13 protein-coding genes are annotated in these 14759 nt (G+C 47.8%); 11 read left to right on the top strand and 2 right to left on the bottom strand.

What is annotated here, in order from left to right:
* Nucleotides 1-49: 49 nt before the first annotated feature.
* Nucleotides 50-1225: a 3-phenylpropionate MFS transporter gene (locus tag IX95_RS22905; RefSeq protein WP_038164288.1), complete on the bottom strand. Its 1176-nt coding sequence runs from the start codon at nucleotides 1223-1225 to the stop codon at nucleotides 50-52.
* A 195-nt stretch (nucleotides 1226-1420) separates the two neighbouring features.
* Between IX95_RS22905 and IX95_RS22900 the strand changes: the two genes are divergently transcribed.
* The 10 genes from IX95_RS22900 (at nucleotide 1421) to IX95_RS22855 (ending at nucleotide 12455) form a co-directional block, all read left to right on the top strand.
* A complete protein-coding gene (locus IX95_RS22900; protein WP_038164286.1) occupies nucleotides 1421-3247 on the top strand; it encodes a DUF294 nucleotidyltransferase-like domain-containing protein in 1827 nt (608 codons plus the stop codon).
* A 2-nt stretch (nucleotides 3248-3249) separates the two neighbouring features.
* Nucleotides 3250-3882: a 3'-5' exonuclease gene (locus IX95_RS22895; protein ID WP_006963269.1), complete on the top strand. Its 633-nt coding sequence runs from the start codon at nucleotides 3250-3252 to the stop codon at nucleotides 3880-3882.
* Between the two features lie 202 nt (nucleotides 3883-4084).
* Nucleotides 4085-6037 carry an acetate--CoA ligase gene (gene acs / locus IX95_RS22890; RefSeq protein ID WP_038164284.1) on the top strand — a complete coding sequence of 651 codons (1953 nt, stop codon included), beginning with the start codon at nucleotides 4085-4087 and terminating at the stop codon, nucleotides 6035-6037.
* A gap of 293 nt (nucleotides 6038-6330) precedes the next feature.
* A complete protein-coding gene (gene aroQ, locus IX95_RS22885; RefSeq protein WP_006963271.1) occupies nucleotides 6331-6780 on the top strand; it encodes a type II 3-dehydroquinate dehydratase in 450 nt (149 codons plus the stop codon).
* A gap of 82 nt (nucleotides 6781-6862) precedes the next feature.
* Nucleotides 6863-7330: an acetyl-CoA carboxylase biotin carboxyl carrier protein gene (gene accB / locus IX95_RS22880; protein ID WP_038164282.1), complete on the top strand. Its 468-nt coding sequence runs from the start codon at nucleotides 6863-6865 to the stop codon at nucleotides 7328-7330.
* Between the two features lie 15 nt (nucleotides 7331-7345).
* Entirely contained in the window at nucleotides 7346-8689 is a 1344-nt protein-coding gene (gene accC / locus IX95_RS22875) for an acetyl-CoA carboxylase biotin carboxylase subunit (protein ID WP_019276812.1), read from the top strand.
* A gap of 137 nt (nucleotides 8690-8826) precedes the next feature.
* The gene (prmA, locus tag IX95_RS22870; protein ID WP_038164279.1) at nucleotides 8827-9714 is read left to right on the top strand and encodes a 50S ribosomal protein L11 methyltransferase; all 888 of its coding nucleotides are present in this window, start codon (nucleotides 8827-8829) and stop codon (nucleotides 9712-9714) included.
* Nucleotides 9715-9853: 139 nt separating this feature from the next.
* Complete coding sequence (gene dusB / locus IX95_RS22865) at nucleotides 9854-10816, top strand: tRNA dihydrouridine synthase DusB (protein ID WP_038164402.1); 963 nt, start codon at nucleotides 9854-9856, stop codon at nucleotides 10814-10816.
* A gap of 72 nt (nucleotides 10817-10888) precedes the next feature.
* The gene (gene fis / locus IX95_RS22860; protein WP_000462885.1) at nucleotides 10889-11185 is read left to right on the top strand and encodes a DNA-binding transcriptional regulator Fis; all 297 of its coding nucleotides are present in this window, start codon (nucleotides 10889-10891) and stop codon (nucleotides 11183-11185) included.
* Nucleotides 11186-11468: 283 nt separating this feature from the next.
* Nucleotides 11469-12455 carry a sensor domain-containing diguanylate cyclase gene (locus IX95_RS22855; protein ID WP_019276815.1) on the top strand — a complete coding sequence of 329 codons (987 nt, stop codon included), beginning with the start codon at nucleotides 11469-11471 and terminating at the stop codon, nucleotides 12453-12455.
* Here the strand turns inward: IX95_RS22855 and zntR are convergent.
* Nucleotides 12452-12886, bottom strand: coding sequence for a Zn(2+)-responsive transcriptional regulator (gene zntR, locus IX95_RS22850; protein WP_038164274.1), 435 nt, complete (start codon nucleotides 12884-12886; stop codon nucleotides 12452-12454). The genes IX95_RS22855 and zntR overlap by 4 nt on opposite strands.
* A gap of 273 nt (nucleotides 12887-13159) precedes the next feature.
* Between zntR and purH the strand changes: the two genes are divergently transcribed.
* Nucleotides 13160-14752: a bifunctional phosphoribosylaminoimidazolecarboxamide formyltransferase/IMP cyclohydrolase gene (gene purH / locus IX95_RS22845; protein ID WP_038164272.1), complete on the top strand. Its 1593-nt coding sequence runs from the start codon at nucleotides 13160-13162 to the stop codon at nucleotides 14750-14752.
* The last annotated feature ends 7 nt before the right edge of the window (nucleotides 14753-14759 follow it).

The following is a 14759-nucleotide window of genomic DNA, read 5'->3' as shown; positions in this document are numbered from 1 at the left end:
GAGAGTTTTCATTTAACTAAGGAAGCGAATCGAACTCAAACAGTTCCGCTTAATTCTGTGCTTTAACGTCGATAACCGCGACCCGTTCGCGTTTTGGTTCAACACGAATAAACAGGGCCAGAATACCCATCACCGCCATCGCCCAAAACACGTTCGCGCCCCAATTCTCATACCCCCAACCACTCAAGGCGGTCATCAGAGCGATGAATGCACCGAGCGGAATCGCATTGTACAGTGCTTGCAGGGCAACCATTTTTCTTGGCTCCGAGTGCTGGATGTATTGAATAGCAGCAATGTGCGCGACGGCAAACGTCACACCGTGGAGTAATTGGATTAAGACAAGCCCGATCAGAACCGTGGTCGAAGCGGTCAACCCCCAGCGAACCACGACTCCAATAGCAGCGACTAAAAACAGTGCACGTAACGACCAACCGGCAAACAGGCGTTTACTCAAGGCGAAAACTGCCACTTCCGCCACCACGCCTAAGCTCCATAAATAGCCGATTATATCTTCAGAATGCCCGGCTTCTTTCCAGTATATTGAGCTAAAACTGTAGTAAGCGGCATGACTGCCCTGAATCAAAGCCGCCAGAGCGAGGAACTTCAAGACGGAAGACTCCTTTAGTAGCTCGGTCAGTTTCGGTCTTTCTGCCTGCTCTTCTTCCGTCTTGACAGGCATCGGGTTGGTGTTGCGCATCCCAACTAAAATGGCAAAAAATACCCCCGCTAGCGCGGTATACAAAATCATATCAGTGCCGAATTTGGCCACTAGATAGCCGACCACCGTAGAGCCTGCAATAAACGCAACAGATCCCCACAGTCGAGCACGTCCATAATCGAGCATCTTAAGCCGCGCATAGTAGTTCGCCATCGCATCAGACAGCGGCACAATCGGACCGCAGCAAAGGTTAAACAGCACAGTGGCACCCGCCATCAACCAAAAACTACCGCCCGTAAAGAAGTGAAAACCGATAAAAATTAGGGCTGCAATGCTCAACCAGCGCAGCGCGGGCATCAGGTGCTCAACTTTATGGATACGTGGCGTTAGTACCATATTGGCGACACAACGAGTCGCAAAACCAATTCCAACTAATAAGCCGATATCTGTGGCTGAAACGCCCTGTTCCTCAAACCACAACGCCCAGAATGGCAAATAGACACCATAGGCAAAAAAGAATCCGACAAAGTATTGAGATATCCAGCCGTAGGGAGACGGATTGAGCATTATGACCTCTGAATGCGATATGAGAGCGGATGCTGCATTATCTCTGCTTACTTGCTGAATAAAAAGGGAAGATTACTCACCAATCTGTTTCCGCACAGCCATCCTAAATTAGAGTAATTCGACCAAAGTCGTCTGGCACTTAAAAGGAAACTTGTCACACTTAAAGCATGGTTTCTTTTCTCACACGGGTCCGGTATGCCAGATAAATTCAACATGCACTCTCCACCGTTTGATCGCCTCGACGAACGGCAGCAGAACAAGCTGCGTGCTTCACTGGATGTGGCGTACTACCGAGATAAAGAAGTTTTGCTGGCAACCGACGGGGACAGCCAGCACCTGCATATTCTGATTAAAGGCGCTGTTGAGGAGCGCAGTGCTAATGGAGAGGAAGTATTCGCCCATTACGCCAATGATGACTTGTTTGATGTACGCGCGCTGTTTGAAGGTAAAGTCCGCCACCACTACGTCGCGCTGGAAGATACACTCACGTATCTGCTGCCTAAAGCGGTCTTTCTTGAGCTATACAACGAAAATGGCCAGTTTGCGGCCTATTTCGATAACAATCTCGCCAAGCGACAGCAGTTGATTGAAGCTGCCCAGCAGCAACAGAATCTGGCCGAGTTTATTCTCACTAAAGTTGATCGTGATATCTATCACCCTCCGATGATTCTTAGCCCTGAGCAGCCGCTTAATGAGGTCACGCAGGTATTAAAGCAGAATGGAATTGATGCCGCTTTGGTCAGGCTCCACGATGATGATCCTCGTTTGACCAACAATCCAAATCAACTGCCTTTCGCTATCGTCACCCGAACCAACATGCTGCATGCCGTAATGCTTGACGGTCATCCGCTGGATACTCAGGTCAGCGCGATTGCAACCTTTCCGGTGGTTCACGTCGACGATGGCGACTTTCTGTTTAACGCGATGATAAAGATGACCCGTCAGCGTATGAAGCGGGTCATGGTGGCAGATGGTAAAGAAGCGGTCGGTATGCTGGATATGACCCAGATTCTCAGTGCCTTTTCTACCCATTCTCATGTATTAACTTTGAGCATAGCCCGCGCTTCCAGCATCGAAGAACTGGCATTGGCATCCAATCGCCAACGTCAGTTAGTCGATAGCCTTTTAGGAAACGGCATTCGTACCCGTTTTATCATGGAGCTGATTTCTGCGGTCAACGAGCAAATTATCGAAAAAGCGTTTGAGCTGATTGTTCCTCCTGCCCTTCACGATCATTGCTGTCTGATCGTTTTAGGCTCAGAAGGGCGCGGGGAACAGATCTTAAAAACCGACCAAGACAATGCATTGATTATCAGAGACGGATTGGACTGGCCTCAGTGCTACACAGTTATGGCTCAACTGACCCACACTTTACAACAACTAGGCTACCCACTTTGCCCGGGTAACGTGATGGTCAACAATCCGAAATGGGTAAAAAGTCAGAGTAACTGGCAGACAACGTTAACACGCTGGTCTAAACCTTCTTCTGCCGAGCACGTAATGGATCTGGCTATTTTCACCGATGCCCACGCGGTCGCGGGCAACAAAACGTTACTCACTCCTGTACGACTACACCTCAAAGGGCTGATGCTGAATAATATGCTGGCGCTACAGGACTTCACTCGGCCCGCCTTGCAGTTCTCTCTACCTCTCACTCTTTTTGGCAACGTCAAATCGGATAAACAAGGAGTCGATCTGAAAAGTGGCGGTATCTTCCCAGTCGTTCACGGGATTCGCACCCTAGCACTGGAATATGGCTTAGAAGAAAACAACACCTTTGATCGGATTGAAGCGTTGCGTAACAAGTGCATCTTAGAGCCGGAAACTGCGGATAACCTCAATGAAGCTTTGAAGCTGTTCTTCAAACTCCGCCTGAGCCAACAGGTCGCGAATCAACATAGTCACAACCGCATCAACCTCAAACTGCTCGAACGCACGGAACGTGACTTACTGCGACACAGCCTACATGTGGTCAAAAAATTCAAACAGTTCCTTGGCTACCACTATCAAATTCGGGACTAATAATGAACTGGATTCAGCGCCGCTACTGGTATCACAAATTGAAGGGTTCGCCTTATCAACCCCTATTTGCCTCAGTCCAAAAGGGTGAGTACGTCTCGCTCGACTGTGAAACCACCAGCTTAGATCCAAAGCGCGCCGAGCTGGTCACCATCGCAGCGACCAAAATCATCGACAACCGCATTATCACAAGCCAACCTTTCGAAGTAAGATTAAGAGCTCCCCAATCGCTGGATTCTAATTCGGTCAAGATCCATCAGATTCGCCATTCAGATCTGGCCGATGGTATCGATGAAAAACAGGCACTGACACAGTTACTGGCTTTTGTCGGCAATCGGCCACTAGTGGGATACCACATTCGCTACGACAAGAAGATTCTTGATCTGGCGTGTAAACGTCATCTGGGATTTCCTCTCCCCAACCCCTTGATTGAAGTCAGCCAGATTTACCACGACAAACTGGAGAAACACTTACCTAACGCCTATTTCGATTTGAGTCTGGAAGCCATTTGCAAACATCTCGATTTACCGATGCAGAGTAAACACGACGCTTTGCAAGATGCTATCTCAGCGGCGCTGGTGTTTGTTCGCCTGACCAAAGGAGACTTACCGAGCTTGAGTCTGCCCTATACCCGCTAACGGATTCCTACGATCCAACTCTCAAAATCAAACATAGCCTCCTCAATACTAAGCAGAATCAGGCCTCTCATCCTAAAGTCTAATTGTCGAATTACGCTCGGTGCTAGAAAGTTACGGATATAGGGAATTTCGACAAACGTGGAAAACGTTTTAAACGAACACTTGCTCAATTCGTTCTGAATTAAGCCCAAGGAGAAAAGCAATGAGTGAAGCCCATATTTATCCGGTAAAAGAAAATATCAAAACAAATACCCATGCGGATAATGATACCTACCTCGCCATGTACCAACAGTCTGTCTCTGACCCAGAAGGATTCTGGAGTGAGCACGGTAAGATTGTTGATTGGATCAAACCCTTCACCAAAGTTAAAAACACTTCATTTGACACAGGCCATGTCGATATTCGCTGGTTTGAAGATGGTACACTCAACGTATCTGCAAACTGTATTGACCGCCACCTAGCTGAGCGCGGTGACGACGTGGCAATCATTTGGGAAGGTGATGACCCAGCAGACGATAAAACACTGACATTCAACGAACTGCACAAAGAAGTGTGCCGTTTCTCTAACGCTCTAAAAGAGCAAGGTGTACGTAAAGGCGACGTCGTGTGTCTTTACATGCCAATGGTACCTGAAGCGGCTGTTGCTATGCTGGCTTGTACTCGTATCGGTGCAGTCCACACGGTTGTTTTCGGTGGTTTCTCTCCAGAAGCACTATCGGGACGTATCATTGACTCAGATGCCAAAGTCGTTGTCACTGCCGATGAGGGCGTGCGCGGTGGTCGAGCGGTTCCACTGAAAAAGAACGTCGATGAAGCATTGACCAATCCAGAAGTGAAAACGATCGATAAAGTACTAGTGCTTAAGCGCACTGGTGGTGATATTGACTGGCATGAGCATCGTGATGTTTGGTGGCATGAAGCAACGGCATCTGTTTCAGATGATTGCCCACCAGAAGAAATGAAAGCGGAAGACCCACTCTTCATCCTCTACACATCAGGTTCAACCGGTAAACCTAAAGGTGTTCTTCACACCACAGGCGGTTACCTAGTTTACGCCACCATGACCTTCAAATATGTCTTCGACTACCAGCCTGGAGAAACCTTCTGGTGTACCGCTGACGTAGGTTGGATCACAGGTCACACTTACCTAATCTACGGCCCTCTAGCTAATGGTGCAAAAACTATTCTGTTCGAAGGAGTACCAAACTACCCGAACACCAACCGCATGAGTGAAGTCGTTGATAAGCACCAAGTCAATATTCTTTACACTGCGCCAACTGCTATTCGCGCGTTGATGGCAAAAGGCAATGAAGCGGTAGATGGCACTACCCGTGACAGCCTGCGTATCATGGGCTCAGTGGGTGAACCAATTAACCCTGAAGCATGGGAGTGGTACTACAAGACGATTGGTAATGAGAAATCTCCGATTGTCGATACTTGGTGGCAAACCGAAACCGGTGGCATCCTTATCACTCCACTACCAGGTGCTACGGCACTAAAACCTGGCTCTGCAACTCGTCCATTCTTTGGCGTACAGCCTGCGTTAGTCGATAACATGGGTAACATCATTGAAGAAACCGCAGCTGAAGGCAACTTGGTGATCCTTGATTCATGGCCAGGTCAAATGCGTACCGTATACGGCGACCATGAACGCTTTGAGCAAACGTACTTCTCTACTTTCAAAGGCATGTACTTCACCAGTGACGGTGCTCGTCGTGACGAAGACGGCTACTACTGGATCACAGGTCGAGTTGATGACGTACTCAACGTCTCAGGTCACCGTATGGGTACCGCAGAGATTGAATCGGCATTGGTTGCCCACGATAAGATTGCAGAAGCAGCGATTGTTGGTATCCCGCATGATATCAAAGGTCAGGCAATTTACGCTTACGTTACTCTTAATGATGGTGAGTTCCCATCAGCAGAGCTGCACAAAGAAGTGAAAGACTGGGTACGTAAAGAGATTGGCCCAATCGCCACGCCAGACGTGCTGCACTGGACAGATTCTCTACCGAAAACTCGCTCTGGTAAGATCATGCGTCGTATCCTACGTAAGATAGCCACTGGTGATACCAGCAACTTAGGCGATACCTCAACACTGGCCGATCCAAGCGTTGTTGATAAGTTAATCGCCGAAAAAGCAGAACTTGCATAGAAATAGCAAAACAAGACTAAGCCGCCACATTTGTGGCGGCTTTTTTATTTGTTGGAACATATCTAGCGAGCTGAAGTCCAAGACAAAGCAGTCAAATTTGTTACCTTGGTAGCAGTTTTTCATCTCAGAAACGGGAGATTAGACCAGTAAATTGCTGCTAAATGCGCTGAATTGGCTATAATCTGGGTCTATTTTAAAGATCCAGCGTAAAATTTGACAATATAATCACGCTGAATCGGCAATATTATGGGAAGATTCCAGTTCATATCATGAAGTAGGAAGATGGCAGCACAATGACAGCTAAATCACGCATTCTTGTCTTAAATGGTCCAAATTTAAATCTGTTGGGTCTACGCGAACCGGGTCACTATGGTTCTCAAACCCTACCACAGATTATCGACACTTTAACCGAGCAAGCCCACAAAGCTGGTGTTGAACTAGAGCATCTGCAATCAAATCGCGAATATGAACTGATTGAGAAAATCCACGAATCTTTTGGCAAAGTTGATTTCATTATCATCAACCCTGCAGCCTTCACACATACTAGTGTTGCTCTGCGAGACGCCCTGCTCGGCGTTTCTATCCCATTTATTGAAGTACATTTATCCAACGTGCACGCACGCGAGCCTTTCCGCCATCACTCTTATCTCTCAGATAAGGCACAAGGTGTGATTTGCGGCCTAGGTGCACAAGGTTATGAATTCGCTTTGTCTGCTGCCGTAAACACATTGCAGGCACAGTAGCTTAATTACTATCACAGTAAATGAACACACTCTGCAGCTCACAGAGAGCTGTCTTATTCACAAGATAAAAGAGAAAGAAAAGATGGATATCCGTAAAATCAAAAAGCTTATCGAGTTAGTTGAAGAATCTGGCATTGCTGAGCTAGAAATCTCTGAAGGTGAAGAGTCGGTACGAATCAGCCGTAACGGTTCAGCGGCACCAGCTCCAATTCAATACGCAGCAGCACCAGTTGCAGCGGCACCAGCAGCAGCTCCTGCGGCGGCACCGGCAGCAGCACCTGCTCCAGCAGCAGAAGCAGCGCCAGCAGTACCAGCGGGTCATCAAGTTCTTTCTCCAATGGTCGGTACTTTCTACCGTGCTCCAAGCCCAGACGCGAAAGCATTCATCGAAGTAGGTCAATCAGTAACCGCTGGCGAAACTCTATGTATCGTTGAAGCAATGAAGATGATGAACCAAATCGAAGCAGACAAATCTGGTGTAGTTACTGCAATCCTAGTTGACGATGGTCAGCCAGTTGAATTCGACCAACCACTTGTTGTTATCGAATAATAGAGGCTGTCTCTTATGTTAGATAAATTAGTCATCGCGAACCGAGGCGAAATTGCGCTTCGTATTCTTCGCGCATGTAAAGAATTAGGCATCAAAACCGTTGCCGTACACTCAACAGCAGACCGTGATTTGAAACACGTTCTTCTTGCTGACGAAGCAATTTGTATCGGTCCAGCTCGCGGTATCGATAGCTACTTGAACATCCCACGTATCATTTCTGCAGCAGAAGTAACGGGCGCGATCGCTATCCACCCAGGTTACGGCTTCCTGTCTGAGAATGCAGACTTTGCAGAGCAAGTTGAGCGTAGCGGCTTTATCTTTGTTGGTCCGAAAGCGGAGACTATCCGCATCATGGGTGACAAGGTTTCTGCTATCACAGCAATGAAAAAAGCGGGCGTTCCTTGTGTACCAGGTTCTGACGGCCCTCTAAACGATGATGAAGCTGCGAATAAAGCGCACGCTAAACGCATCGGCTACCCAGTCATCATCAAAGCCTCTGGTGGCGGCGGTGGTCGTGGTATGCGCGTGGTTCGCTCTGAAGCTGAGCTAGTAGAAGCTATCGCGATGACGCGTGCAGAAGCAAAAGCAGCATTCAACAACGACATGGTTTACATGGAGAAATTCCTAGAAAACCCACGTCACGTTGAAGTACAGGTGATTGCTGATGGTCAAGGCGGTGCTATCCACCTAGGTGAACGTGACTGTTCTATGCAGCGTCGTCACCAGAAAGTGGTTGAAGAAGCGCCTGCTCCGGGTATCACAGCAGAAATGCGTAAGTACATTGGTGAGCGTTGTACGCGTGCTTGTCTGGAAATCGGTTACCGCGGTGCGGGTACGTTCGAGTTCCTTTACGAGAACGGCGAATTCTACTTCATCGAAATGAACACACGTATTCAGGTAGAGCACCCAGTAACAGAAATGGTGACGGGCGTTGACCTGATCAAAGAGCAGCTTCGTGTTGCAGCAGGCCAGCCTTTGTCATTCACTCAGGATGACATCAAGATCCGCGGCCATGCGATTGAGTGTCGTATCAACGCAGAAGACCCTGAGCGTTTCCTACCTTCACCTGGTAAGATTGAGCGCTTCCATGCACCAGGCGGTATGGGCGTTCGTTGGGAATCGCACATCTACACGGGCTACACAGTACCACCGCACTATGACTCAATGGTCGGTAAGCTGATCACATTCGGTGAAAACCGTGATGTTGCCATTGCTCGCATGAAGAACGCACTCGGTGAGATGATCATCGAAGGCATCAAGACCAACGTTCCGCTGCAAGAAAGCATCATGAACGACGAAAACTTCCAACACGGTGGTGCGAACATCCACTACCTAGAGAAGAAACTCGGTCTGCAGTAATTCGATTACTGACACGATACAAATGCTCACTTCGGTGAGCATTTTTGTTTTCAGCGCACTCTGGACTCAAATAACCCCCCGAGTTCTGCTACACTCTGCGCAAATTTAAATCTAACTATCTAGACGAGCACATACCCATGCCTTGGATTCAAATCAAACTCAATGCGACCAACGACAACGCTGAGCAAATCGGCGACATGCTAATGGAAGAAACAGGAGCACTGTCTGTAACCTTCTTAGACGCGCAGGATACGCCAGTATTTGAACCTTTGCCGGGAGAAACTCGTCTATGGGGTGATACCGATATTCTCGCTCTGTACGACGCAGAAGCGGATACTAAGTTTATTATTGACCAGACCAAGAACAGCAACTTGCTACCAGAAGGCTTTGCTTACAAAGTGGAGCAGTTGGAAGACAAAGACTGGGAACGAGAGTGGATGGACAACTTCCACCCGATGAAGTTTGGTGAGCGTTTATGGATCTGCCCAAGCTGGCGAGACGTCCCAGAGCCGGATGCGGTCAACGTGATGTTAGACCCTGGCCTCGCTTTTGGTACTGGTACTCACCCAACCACTGCGCTGTGTCTGGAGTGGCTGGAAGGGCTAGACCTATCGGGTAAAACCGTGATCGATTTTGGTTGTGGGTCTGGCATCTTAGCGATCGCCGCGATCAAACTCGGTGCTGAAAAGGTCATCGGGATCGATATTGATCCTCAGGCTCTCATCGCTTCAAAAGACAACGCCGAGCGCAATGGCGTTGCCGATAAGCTCGAAGTTTTCCTACCTCAAGATCAGCCAGAGGGCCTGATCGCTGACGTCGTCGTCGCGAACATCCTTGCAGGTCCACTTCGTGAGTTGTCGCCGATTATCAAGTCTCTAGTCAAACCGAACGGTGAACTAGCGATGTCTGGCGTGCTGGATACACAAGCAGAAGATGTGGCGAACTATTACCGTGATGAACTTCACATTGATCCTATCAAGGAACAAAGTGAATGGTGTCGCATCTCTGGTCGAAAGCAAGGCTAGATAAGACTTTCAGGGCTAATTGTTTGAAATTCATACAAATTACAAAAACAATTTGTAAATGCTCAAATATTAGTCTTTTCACAGCGGAAAAAAATGCGTAAAATGCGCGCCCTTGCTGGTACTAAGCTGTGAAGACGTTTTGAAAATCGGAAATCATCAACTTAAGAATAATCTCATCGTCGCCCCAATGGCGGGAGTGACCGATAGACCGTTTCGAGAGTTATGCCTCCGCTATGGTGCTGGGATGGCCGTCAGTGAAATGATGTCCTCAAACCCAAAGCTATGGAAAACGTCAAAGTCCAAGCAGCGCATGGTGCATGAAGGTGAATCGGGCATTCGCTCTGTACAGATTGCGGGTGCGGATCCACAACTGATGGCCGATGCTGCTCAGTTTAGCGTTGAAAACGGTGCGCAAATCATCGATATCAACATGGGCTGCCCAGCAAAAAAAGTGAATAAGAAGCTTGCCGGTTCTGCACTGCTTCGCTTCCCAGATATCATCGAAGATATCCTGAAAGCGGTAGTCAATGCAGTCGATGTCCCAGTGACACTCAAAACCCGAACAGGCTGGGACCCAGATAATAAAAACTGTGTCCAAATCGCTAAATTAGCCGAAGACTGCGGCATACAAGCGCTTGCTCTGCATGGCAGAACAAAAGCCTGTATGTACAAAGGTGAGGCCGAATATGACAGCATCAGAGCGGTCAAGCAGGCAATTTCGATACCGGTTATCGCAAACGGTGATATCGATAGCCCAGAGAAAGCCAAGCGCGTACTGGAGTACACCGGTGCAGACGCTCTGATGATTGGACGTCCCGCCCAAGGTCGTCCATGGATTTTCCAGGAAATCCAACACTTTTTGGAAAACGGCACCACGATGCCTGACCTTCCGTCCGCGGAAGTGAAAGACATTCTGCTGGGTCATGTGAATGCGCTCCACGATTTTTATGGAGAGTTCTTAGGGCCGCGAATCGCGCGTAAGCACGTAGGTTGGTACCTAAAAGAGCATGAGCAAGCAAGTGAGTTTCGCCGTGTCTTCAACGCGATTGAGGCAGCAGAGCTGCAACTTGAAGCGTTAGAAGAGTATTTTGATAAAGCCTAACTATTTGAAGCTACCGCTTCAGATACGATGGCTAAACGTTGCATCATAATTAAGAGAAGAGCTAGACCGAATATGTTCGAACAAAATCTGACTTCAGAAGCATTAACAGTAACTACAGTAACGTCACAGGACCAGATTACTCAGAAACCATTACGTGACTCTGTTAAAGCGTCTCTTAAAAACTACTTGGCTCAACTAAACGGCCAAGAAGTCACAGAACTATACGAATTAGTTCTAGCTGAAGTTGAACAGCCACTACTAGATACCATCATGCAATACACTCGCGGTAACCAAACTCGCGCAGCAACTATGATGGGTATCAACCGCGGTACTCTTCGCAAGAAACTTAAAAAATACGGCATGAACTAATACGTTCTGACGAATTTTGTTTTGAGAAAGCCGATTCCAAATGGATTCGGCTTTTTCCGTTTCTAGTCGCCATTAATTTATAAAATTCAATTAATTTGCACACTCACTGCTCAGCATGTTTTACTTTTGAGACTCCCAAAGAGCAGAGAAACCAAACGCATATTAAGTCTCACTTTCGTGCCATCTAACTGAGCAAATAGTAAGCAAACTGTGATCTATCACGATTGCCATCACTACCTGTCTAGATATAATGCGGTGTTCATCTGTTGTTGGATAAAACTATATGCTTGATAAGCAAAGGGAAGCATGGCTAAGCCTGATTCTGAATGAACTTCCTGACCGACTTTTCGTTTTAGAGCAGTCGGGGCGCTTTGTCGAGGGCTTTGGGGGAACGTTCCACTCCGTTCGCCTAGAAAAAAATGGTTACGCCAACAAAACGCTTCACGACATCCTTCCACAGGATAAAGCCGACCAGTTACTCAGCTACATAAAAGATGTTAGTGAGTCAGCCAAACCGCTGGTTGTGCAGTACAGTGTCAGCCCTATCGAATGCTTGCAACTGTCCATTGATGAGCTGGAAACACTAGATGGCCCTGAAGACATGTGGTTCGAAGCCACCATTAAGCCACTGTGCTTAGTCGATGGCACCCAGTATGTCCTGTGGCAAGAACGTGACATCACGAGCAACTATCGCCGCCAGGAAGAGCTAAAGCGCCTGTCCGAAACCGATGAGCTAACCGGCATCTTCAACCGCCGCGCCTTCCTTGAAGCTCTTGAGCAAGAATTACAAAGCTACAATGAGACTCAGCGTAATTTGTCGTGCTTGATGATCGATATCGATCACTTTAAAGAAATCAACGATCAAGTCGGCCACCTTTCGGGTGATGAAGTCATCACTCAGGTTGCCAGAATTTGCCAGAAACAGATTCGTGGCAGTGACTACATTGGTCGACTTGGCGGAGAAGAATTTGGCATTGTACTCTCAAATACGAATGCCATTCAGGCTTACGACATTGCCGAGCGCATCCGACAATCAATTGAAAGTGCCCCTTGCAGTGTCGACGGCCATATCATTCATCCAACCGTCAGTATTGGTATCGCAGAAGTCACCTCAGACATCTCTCATGTGAAAGAACTCTTGGTTCAGGCAGATAAAGCGATGTATTACTCTAAGCAGACGGGTCGCAATCAAGTCACGCTCTACCACGATAACTTGCCGGATATGAAGGTTCAGTCCGCGATTCAAGCCAAAATTCGACAGGCGAGTTAAGGCTCATCACAGCAAGTCGGTGGGCACTCTTCACTGCCCAGCGCCCCTAAAATCGAACAATGACTGGCATCGTCATCAATATGACCACAACACGCATCGTTGATTTTCTTCAATGCTTGGCGAATACGGCTCAACTCCGCAATCTTTTCATCAATCACTTCGAGCTTTGCCGAGGTGATGGCTTTTACTTCGGCACAACTGTGCTCGGTGGCTTCTAGCTTTATCTCCAGCAGCTCGCGAATTTCTTCCAGACTTAACCCTAGGTCTTTGGCTTTTAGGATAAAACCGACCTGTTTCTGATTTTCTTCGTTATAAAGACGATACCCTGATTCACTTCGTCCCATGGGACGGATCAGTTCATTTTTCTCATAGAAACGCAAAGTATCGGTAGTCACACCACAACGCTTTGCCAGTTCTCCAATCTGGAACATAACTTTCCTTATTAACTATCTCGTTACTTTTTAAGTTAAAAAGCACGGTTTTCATAATTATTTTTGAGATGCCAAACGATTGCGCGAGCTTTTTTGTAATAAATTAGTTAGAATGTGCGCCATCAAGTTTAGAGTCTAATATCTGTCCAGTCTCGACTGGCAAAAAGGTCTTTACCAAAACTGGCCAATATTTTATCCCTACGAGATAAAAACAAGTTCATTTTTGGCAAATATCTTTAGTTTTAACTCCATGACTTTGAGGAAGATGGAAGCATGAACAACGCTCGTCCAATTCGCCGCGCCCTAATCAGCGTATCAGACAAAACAGGTATTGTTGAGTTTGCCCAAGCTCTCGCTGAACGCGGTGTCGATATCCTATCCACAGGTGGTACTGCCCGCTTACTAGCTGAGCAAGGCATTGCTGTCACAGAAGTATCCGATTATACGGGTTTCCCGGAAATGATGGACGGACGCGTTAAAACGCTTCACCCAAAGGTTCATGGTGGTGTTTTAGGCCGTCGCGGTCAAGACGATGACGTGATGGCAAAACACGGCATCAATCCTATCGATATGGTTGTCGTTAACCTATATCCATTTGCTGAAACTGTGGCTAAAGAAGGCTGTACGCTTGCTGACGCGGTTGAGAACATCGATATCGGTGGCCCAACAATGGTTCGCTCTGCTGCGAAAAACCACAAAGACGTGACTATCGTTGTAAATGCACACGACTACGACCGCGTTATCGCAGAAATGGACGCAAACGAAACGTCTCTTACACTAGAAACACGCTTCGACCTCGCTATCGCAGCATTCGAGCACACCGCGTCTTATGACGGTATGATCGCAAACTACTTCGGCACTATGGTTCCTAGCTACGGCGAGAACAAAGAAGGTGACGAAGAGAGCAAATTCCCTCGCACATTCAATCAGCAATTCGAGAAGAAGCAAGACATGCGCTACGGTGAGAACAGCCACCAAGCAGCGGCTTTCTACGTTGAAGCAAACCCTGAAGAAGCTTCTGTTTCCACTGCTCGCCAAATCCAAGGCAAAGCCCTTTCTTACAACAACATCGCAGACACGGACGCAGCGCTTGAGTGCGTGAAAGAGTTCGATGAACCAGCGTGTGTGATCGTAAAACACGCGAACCCATGTGGTGTTGCACTTGGCGAAGACATTCTTGAAGCGTACAACCGCGCTTACCAAACTGACCCAACATCGGCATTTGGCGGCATCATCGCGTTCAACCGCGAACTTGATGCAGCAACAGCATCTGCGATTGTTGAGCGTCAATTCGTTGAGGTTATCATCGCACCATCTGTTTCTGCTGAAGCAATCGAGGTTGTTGCAGCGAAGAAGAACGTTCGCCTACTTGAATGTGGCGAGTGGGCAACTAAAACAACTGGCTTCGACGTAAAACGCGTTAACGGTGGCTTACTGGTTCAAGACCGCGACCAAGGCATGGTAAACCTAGACGACCTTAAAGTGGTTTCTAAGCGTCAACCAACTGAAGAAGAGCTGAAAGATGCCCTATTCTGCTGGAAAGTAGCGAAGTACGTGAAATCTAACGCGATCGTTTACTCGAAAGGTGACATGACGATTGGTGTAGGCGCAGGCCAAATGAGCCGCGTTTACTCAGCGAAAATCGCAGGCATCAAAGCGGCAGACGAGGGTCTACAGGTTGAAGGTTGTGTGATGGCATCAGATGCATTCTTCCCATTCCGTGACGGTATCGATGCGGCGGCAGAAGCGGGCATCAAGTGTGTAATTCAACCGGGCGGTTCTATGCGTGATGACGAAGTTATCGCAGCAGCGGACGAACACGGCATGGCGATGATCTTTACCGGTATGCGTCACTTCCGCCACTAATTTCCTC

Source organism: Vibrio sp. B183, assembly GCF_000740665.1.
Taxonomy (GTDB): Bacteria; Pseudomonadota; Gammaproteobacteria; order Enterobacterales; family Vibrionaceae; genus Vibrio; species Vibrio coralliilyticus.
This window is presented reverse-complemented; position numbering and strand designations above follow the sequence as displayed.

What these genes read in the sequence shown, in the direction of transcription:
- IX95_RS22900 (WP_038164286.1), top strand. Translation starts at nt 1,421, where the DNA reads ATGCCAGATAAATTCAACATGCACTCTCCACCGTTTGATCGCCTCGAC.
- purH (WP_038164272.1), top strand. Translation starts at nt 13,160, where the DNA reads ATGAACAACGCTCGTCCAATTCGCCGCGCCCTAATCAGCGTATCAGAC.
- accC (WP_019276812.1), top strand. Translation starts at nt 7,346, where the DNA reads ATGTTAGATAAATTAGTCATCGCGAACCGAGGCGAAATTGCGCTTCGT.
- zntR (WP_038164274.1), bottom strand. Translation starts at nt 12,886, where the DNA reads ATGTTCCAGATTGGAGAACTGGCAAAGCGTTGTGGTGTGACTACCGAT.
- fis (WP_000462885.1), top strand. Translation starts at nt 10,889, where the DNA reads ATGTTCGAACAAAATCTGACTTCAGAAGCATTAACAGTAACTACAGTA.
- acs (WP_038164284.1), top strand. Translation starts at nt 4,085, where the DNA reads ATGAGTGAAGCCCATATTTATCCGGTAAAAGAAAATATCAAAACAAAT.
- IX95_RS22905 (WP_038164288.1), bottom strand. Translation starts at nt 1,225, where the DNA reads ATGCTCAATCCGTCTCCCTACGGCTGGATATCTCAATACTTTGTCGGA.
- aroQ (WP_006963271.1), top strand. Translation starts at nt 6,331, where the DNA reads ATGACAGCTAAATCACGCATTCTTGTCTTAAATGGTCCAAATTTAAAT.
- accB (WP_038164282.1), top strand. Translation starts at nt 6,863, where the DNA reads ATGGATATCCGTAAAATCAAAAAGCTTATCGAGTTAGTTGAAGAATCT.
- IX95_RS22895 (WP_006963269.1), top strand. Translation starts at nt 3,250, where the DNA reads ATGAACTGGATTCAGCGCCGCTACTGGTATCACAAATTGAAGGGTTCG.
- IX95_RS22855 (WP_019276815.1), top strand. Translation starts at nt 11,469, where the DNA reads ATGCTTGATAAGCAAAGGGAAGCATGGCTAAGCCTGATTCTGAATGAA.
- prmA (WP_038164279.1), top strand. Translation starts at nt 8,827, where the DNA reads ATGCCTTGGATTCAAATCAAACTCAATGCGACCAACGACAACGCTGAG.